The organism is uncultured Campylobacter sp., from assembly GCF_938018145.1.
Classification (GTDB): Bacteria; Campylobacterota; Campylobacteria; order Campylobacterales; family Campylobacteraceae; genus Campylobacter_A.
The window spans coordinates 1-6388 of the sequence record NZ_CALIII010000316.1; the positions used below are offsets into that span (position 1 = coordinate 1).

General features: G+C 48.0%; 6 protein-coding genes and 1 pseudogene. All 7 read right to left on the bottom strand.

Going from position 1 to position 6388, the window contains the following annotated elements; genetic code table 11:
- A pseudogene (locus tag Q0338_RS07395) lies at positions 1-560 on the bottom strand (N-acetylmuramoyl-L-alanine amidase); the annotation flags it as partial.
- Positions 544-1635, bottom strand: coding sequence for a nitronate monooxygenase family protein (locus Q0338_RS07400; RefSeq protein WP_298086193.1), 1092 nt, complete (start codon positions 1633-1635; stop codon positions 544-546). The pseudogene Q0338_RS07395 and the gene Q0338_RS07400, both read right to left, overlap by 17 nt.
- Positions 1635-2843, bottom strand: a complete 1209-nt coding sequence (gene tyrS, locus Q0338_RS07405) for a tyrosine--tRNA ligase (RefSeq protein WP_298086194.1) — start codon at positions 2841-2843, stop codon at positions 1635-1637. The genes Q0338_RS07400 and tyrS overlap by 1 nt, the downstream gene beginning before the upstream one ends.
- Before the next feature lie 17 nt (positions 2844-2860).
- On the bottom strand, positions 2861-5059 hold the full coding sequence (locus Q0338_RS07410; RefSeq protein WP_298086195.1) for a RelA/SpoT family protein: 2199 nt from the start codon (positions 5057-5059) through the stop codon (positions 2861-2863).
- Positions 5043-5261, bottom strand: a complete 219-nt coding sequence (locus Q0338_RS07415) for a DNA-directed RNA polymerase subunit omega (RefSeq protein ID WP_002948448.1) — start codon at positions 5259-5261, stop codon at positions 5043-5045. Before Q0338_RS07415 ends, Q0338_RS07410 begins: the two co-directional genes overlap by 17 nt.
- Positions 5262-5276: 15 nt before the next feature.
- Positions 5277-5996: a UMP kinase gene (gene pyrH / locus Q0338_RS07420; RefSeq protein WP_298086196.1), complete on the bottom strand. Its 720-nt coding sequence runs from the start codon at positions 5994-5996 to the stop codon at positions 5277-5279.
- A gap of 71 nt (positions 5997-6067) precedes the next feature.
- Positions 6068-6388: M23 family metallopeptidase (locus Q0338_RS07425; protein ID WP_298086197.1), on the bottom strand; the 321-nt coding region annotated here is incomplete at its 5' end.

Consider the following 6388-nt stretch of genomic DNA (forward strand, 5'->3'; position numbering starts at 1 on the left):
CCCTTAAATTCATATATGCTTTTATATGAACCTTTTTGATTTAGATCGGTCTTTTTTACGTCGCTGCCGTCTAAAGGACGGCTAAATTTTAGCTCCAGCTTACCGCCGATATCTGCCGCCTCTAGCAGATATAGCGTCTGCGTCTTTACGTTTTGCGCGTTTTTGCTAGATAGCGGAGCGGATGAAAGCTGTTTTAACTTAACCGGTTCTTTTTGCTCCGGCTCTTTTGCTTTGTTTTCTTTGACGGGTTTGGACTCTTGTTTAGGGCTAGCGCTCTTTGGCTGCGGTATACCGGCTAGCTCTTTTTCGTACGACTTCGTATCCAGCCCCAGAGCTTTTGCGCTTTTTATCAGACGCTGCAGCGACTTTGCGGTTAGCTCCTTGTCGTTGTGCATGATGGATCTAACATATAGCACGCGCAGTTCTTGATGAAATTCCGTCTTTTTCTTGCTGTTTGCGCCGTCAAATTCGCGGTCAAATTTATCAAAAAAGCCGTCATTCGCAAACGCCGCCGCCAATAAAAATAAAATTACAAAAATTTTTCTAATTATCTTCGCCATTTATCAGTTTTTCAAATAGTTCTTTCACGCTTATTATCTCGTTTAGCTTGTAGCCGTTTGCACCAGTGAAAAATAGCCCCGTCTCCTTGCGCCCCTCAAAGGCGTCATAGAGGCGATCCGCGATACAGTATCCCACCTCTTTAGCCTCTTTGCCGCGCTGACACGGACTAACGCAGTTGCTTACGCAGCTGATTTTTGGACCCTGGCGCTTATCGACTAGGTTTATTAAATTCGTCCTGACGCCACGTGCTGGGTAGCCTACCGGGCTTTTGATCAGCTCGATGTCCTCTTTTTTGGCCGCTAGCAACACTTGCTTAAACTCCTCGCTAGCGTCGCACTCGTGCGTACCGATAAAGCGAGTACCCATCTGCACGCCGTTTGCACCAAGCGAGATAGCCTTATCGATATCGTTTTTATCCCAGATACCGCCCGCGGCAAATAATGGAAAATCGCCCCACTGCTTTATCTCTTCGCTAACGGGCGTTATCAAATTTTCCAGGCTGTACGCGGGATCGATGCACTGCTCGTAGGTAAATCCCTGGTGCCCGCCGCTAAGAGGCCCCTCGAGCACCACCGCGTCCGGAAGCCTACCGTAGCGCCCCTGCCAGCGTTTGCAGATGATTTTTAGCGCCTTTGCCGAGGATACGATAGGCACCAAAGCCACGTCCGGGTAGTCTACGGTAAATTCAGGCAAATTCGTAGGCAAGCCCGCACCGGTGATGATCACGTTTATGCCGTGGTCGCAGGCGTCTTTTACGATACGCTCGTAGTCGTTGCTAGCGTACAAAATATTGACCCCAAGGGGCCTATCGCCGCAAATTTTACGCGCATTGTCGATGACGGCTTTTAGCCCCTCTCGCGAGTAGAAATTTCCGCTACCGTAGGGCTTAGCGTTTAGCTCTTTGGTGATATATTTTCGGCCTTCATAGTAGCCCGTCCCAACAGAGCTTATGACGCCTAGGCCGCCTTCTAGGCTGACGTTTCCGGCGAGCCTATCCCAACTGATACCAAGCCCCATTCCGCCTTGGATTATCGGGTATTTTATATCGTATTTTCCGATTTTTACGGGTTGCATCAGGTTACCTTTAGTTTTGCAAATTTACGCTTGCCGACCTGCAAGACGTATTCGCCAGCGTCCAGCTTTAGCTGCTCGTCGGCGATCTTTTCTTGATTTAGGCTGACGGCGTTTGCCGCGATGTCTCGGCGCGCCTGAGAGCTACTAGTGCATAGTCCGCAGTGAGTGAGCGCCTGCACGATCCAAACAGGAGCCGAGAGCTCAAACTCGTCCATCTCGGTCGGGATCAAATTTTGCGAATGCACGCGGTCAAATTCGGCCTTCGCCTCTTTCGCCGCCGCTTCGCCGTTATATCTAGCCGTGATTTCTAGCGCGAGAGCCTCTTTTACGGCTTTTGGGTGAGCTTTGCCGCTAGCTACGTCCGCTTTTAAATTTGCGATTTCTTCCGTGCTTTTGTCGCTTAGTAGCTCGTACCAGCGCCACATCAGCTCGTCGCTCACGCTTAAAACTTTAGCAAACATATCGTTTGGCTCGTCGGTCACGCCGATGTAGTTGCCTAGGCTCTTGCTCATTTTATTTACGCCGTCAAGCCCCTCTAAAAGCGGCATCATTATGACGGCTTGTTCTTTGCCGACGTTGTAAACTCGCTGCAAAGTTCGCCCCATCAAAAGGTTAAATTTCTGATCGGTGCCGCCCATCTCGATATCGCACTTCATCGCGACGCTGTCGTAGCCCTGAAGGAGCGGATATAAAAATTCGCTAATCGAGATCGAGGCGCCGCTTTTGTATCTTTTTTCAAAATCATCGCGCTCAAGCATCCTAGCCACCGCAAAGGTGCTAGTTAGCTCCACGATGCCCGTAGCTCCCAGCTCGTTTAGCCACTTGGAGTTAAACATTATCTTAGTTTTTTGCGGGTCTAGGATTTTAAAAACCTGCTCCTCGTAGGTTTTGGCGTTTGCCACCACGGTCTCGCGGTCTAGCTTTTTTCTCGTCTGGCTTTTGCCGCTAGGATCGCCGATTTGCCCCGTGAAATCGCCTATCAAAAACTGCACTATCGCGCCGTGCTTTTGCAAAAGAGCCATCTTTTGAAGCACTACGGTGTGACCTAGGTGCAGATCGGGAGCCGTCGGATCAAAGCCTGCCTTAACGTAGAAATTTTCGCCCTTTTCATAGTAGTTTTTTACTAAATTTTCGACGCGCTCCTCGTCTATCATCTCGGCGACGCCTTTTTTTATATCGCTCATTATTTTGCTCAAATTTTCGCCCATTTTCTCTCCTAAATTTATTAATGTCCGTATGCGTCGTCAAGCGACACGAAGTCGATGATCTTGTAGCGATCTCTTAGTCGCTCCTTTATCTCGTTTACGTTCAAATTTTCGCCAAGTTCGATCGTCAGCTCGAAAAAGTCCGCCGTCGCCTCTCTAGTTTCGGTGAGGCTGATAGTTACGAGATCGACTTGCATTTTCGCCATATACGTCAAAAACTCCGCAAGCGACCCGCGCCTGTTTTCAAGACTTAGGATAATCTTAAACCTATGCGGAGCGACCCGCGTCCATTTGACGAAAATCATCTCGTTTTTTTCTTCGGCTAGCTTCATAAACCGCTCGCAAAGCTTGTGGTGGACGGTGACGTGGTGATAGTTTCTAAATCCCACGATATCGTCGCCGCGCTTTGGATTGCAGCAATAATCAAACTCGATGCTGTTTATCTTGTGGTTTGAGTAGATCACGATGTTTTCAAATTTTTGCTTTTTGACGTTGTATTTGTCCGTCATCGCGATGGCAAACGGACGGTCTCTTTTTACGTATTTTTTTAGCGCGTTTACCACATCCTGCAGGTAAACCGAATCAAACGCGGCTCTAAAAATTTTCTTGGTCAAATTTTCAGTCTCTAGCCACTGCTCGATAGTTTGAGAAGGCACGGCAAAGATGCCGCTTAAAATTTCGATCGCGACCATGTTGTTTATATCTCTTATCTTTTGCTTGCAGTACGAGCGGATCGTAGCTCTAGCCTTGCCCGTTTTTACGCTGCCTAGCCACGAGCAGCGGTATTTTGGCTCATCTCCCGTCACGATGCTAACGATATCGCCGTTTTTTAGCTCCGTTAGTAGTGGCACTCGCACGCGGTTTACGTAGGCTTCTTTGGCGTGCAAGCCTACGTGCGTGTGTATCTCGTAAGCATAGTCAAGTGCCGTAGCGCCGCGCGGAAGCGTGAATATATCGCCCTTTGGCGAATAAACCGCGACGTCCTCGACATAGAGGCTATCTTTTGCGTATTCGTAGAGCTCCTCGGGGTTTTCGCTCGCCTCCTCCATGCCGTTTTCTATACCGCTGATGTCGCTTAGCCAGTCAAGTTTCGGGTTTAAAAAGCCGCCGCTTTTATATTTCCAGTGCGCCGCGACGCCGTACTCTGCGGTTTTATGCATATCAAAGGTGCGAATTTGAACCTCAAAGATGCTTTTGTTATCAAATATCGTAGTGTGTATCGTCTGATAGCCGTTTTGCTTCGGAAGCGCGACGTAGTCTTTGAAGCGCGAGATTAGAGGGTTAAAATTTATATGCAAATTTCCAAGCACCAAATAGCAATCCTGCGGCTCTTTAACAAGCACACGCGCAGCTAGCAGGTCTAGCACCTCTTCGATCGAGATGCCTTTTCGCTGCATTTTTAAGTAAATCGAGTAGTGGTGCTTGATGCGCTTTTGTATCTCAAAGTCGTTTTCGCTAAAGCCGTTTTTGAGTAAAATTTGAAAAATTTTGTCGGTAAACGCGTTTAGCTTTAGCACGAGCTGCTGTTTGTGCTCGGTTAAGTAGTCGTCGATTTTTTTGTACTCTTCGGGCAAAGCATACTTAAAGCTAAGATCCTCAAGCACGTTTTTGATCGACGAAATGCCCAGCCTATGCGCGATCGGAGCGTAAACCATCAGCGTCTCTTCAGCTATTCGTTTTTGCTTTTCAGGACGCAAAGCTTGCAGGGTGAGCATGTTGTGTAGCCTATCGCAAAGCTTTACCACGAGCACTCGCACGTCCTCGATGGAGATTAGCAACATCTTGCGAAAGGTCATCGCAGACGCCGCCAAACGCTCGTTTGACTCCGAGCTTGCAAGCTTGTCCTCTCTGATGGCTACGATTTTAGTTAGCCCCTCAACTAGCTTTGCGACCTCTTCGCCAAAGTCCTCTCGCACGCTCTCTATCGACCTATCCGTATCCTCGACCACATCATGAAGCAAGGCAGCGATAATCATATCCTCATCTCCGCCCATGTGCGCCACGATGCAGGACACTAGGATAGGGTGTATAGCATACGGTTCGCCGCTTTTTCTAAACTGCCCCGCATGCGAGATAACGCAGCATTCGATCGCGCGCTCTAAATTCGGCGTAAAATTTATCAGCTCGCTAAGTAGCTGTCTCGCCTGAGCGACGTCCTTGCAAGCGGTTATATCGTCGATTAATTGTTCTAGTAAAAATCCGCTACTTAGCTGCTTCAACTATGCCCTCTAAAGCTATCTTGCCCTCGGCTATCTCGCGTAGGGCGATATCGGCAAATTTCATCTTAGTAACGTCGATATCAAGCAGGCTTTTTGCGCCGCCAGCTAGAGCCTCGGCTCTTTTTGCTACCGCTAGAGCGAGCATGTACCTATCGTCTCCGACGAGTTTTAGAGCCTTTGCCGCTACTTCTTCAGATCTCATTTATTCTCCTTAAATTTAATTTCTCACGATAGAGCAAAACGCGCTCTCGTCGCCTTGTATGATTTTGAGCAGGTTTCCGTCTTTAAACATATTGCACACCAAAATCGGTAGCGAATTATCCTTAGCTAGCGCGATAGCGGTATCGTCCATCACTTTGATATTATCGCTCATCGCAAGCTCGTAGTTTAGCTCTTTTAGTAGTTTTGCGTTTTCAAATTTATGCGGGTCTTTGTCGTAAACGCCGTCCACTTTCGTAGCCTTGATTATCATATCTGAATCTATCTCGATAGCACGTAAAGTAGCCGCCGTATCAGTGGTGAAAAATGGATTTCCCGTGCCTGCAGCAAAGATCACGACGCGACCTTTTTCAAGGTGTCTGTTCGCGCGTCCGACGATGAAGGTCTCGCAGATAGCCTCCATCTTTATCGCGCTTTGTACGCGCACGTCTAGGCCTACGCTCTCTAGCGCTTCTCTCATCGCGATAGAGTTTATCACGGTAGCTAGCATGCCCATATGATCGCCGCTGGTACGCTTTATGATGCCGTCTCTAGCCGCGCTAACGCCGCGTATGATGTTGCCTCCGCCGATAACGATGCCCACTTGGATGCCGTTTTCGACTAGTTCTTTGATCTGTTTTGCGATAAATTTAAGCACAGCGTTATCTATACCAAAGCCGCTGTCGCCAGCTAGCGCCTCGCCTGAAAATTTAACTAAAATTCGCTTTTTTCGCTCCATTTTTCATCTCCTTAAATTTTCGGATTTTAGCTAAATTTGCTTTAAATTTTGCTAATCTCGGCGCGCAGGTGCTATTTTGGGCTGATTAGTTCGAGTGGGTCTATGTGGTAGTTTTTCTGCGTAACTTCAAAGGTTAGATCTCGCTGCACGCGGCCGATGACGTAGCCTTTTTGCACTTTTGCGCCTACTTTTACGGTAGGAGCGATCTGGCTAAGGTGCGCGTAGATCGTATGGATGCCGTTTGGATTTTCGATGATGACGACCTTATCTAGCATCGCCGTTTCTTTGGCAAAGACTACTTTGCCGTTAAAGACGCTCTTCACCTTTGCGTCAGCCGAATTTGCACTTAGCACGACAGATTCGTTAAAAATTTTGATGTTATAGATGGGATC

What these genes read in the sequence shown, in the direction of transcription:
- Q0338_RS07400 (WP_298086193.1), bottom strand. Translation starts at nt 1,635, where the DNA reads ATGCAACCCGTAAAAATCGGAAAATACGATATAAAATACCCGATAATC.
- tyrS (WP_298086194.1), bottom strand. Translation starts at nt 2,843, where the DNA reads ATGGGCGAAAATTTGAGCAAAATAATGAGCGATATAAAAAAAGGCGTC.
- Q0338_RS07415 (WP_002948448.1), bottom strand. Translation starts at nt 5,261, where the DNA reads ATGAGATCTGAAGAAGTAGCGGCAAAGGCTCTAAAACTCGTCGGAGAC.
- pyrH (WP_298086196.1), bottom strand. Translation starts at nt 5,996, where the DNA reads ATGGAGCGAAAAAAGCGAATTTTAGTTAAATTTTCAGGCGAGGCGCTA.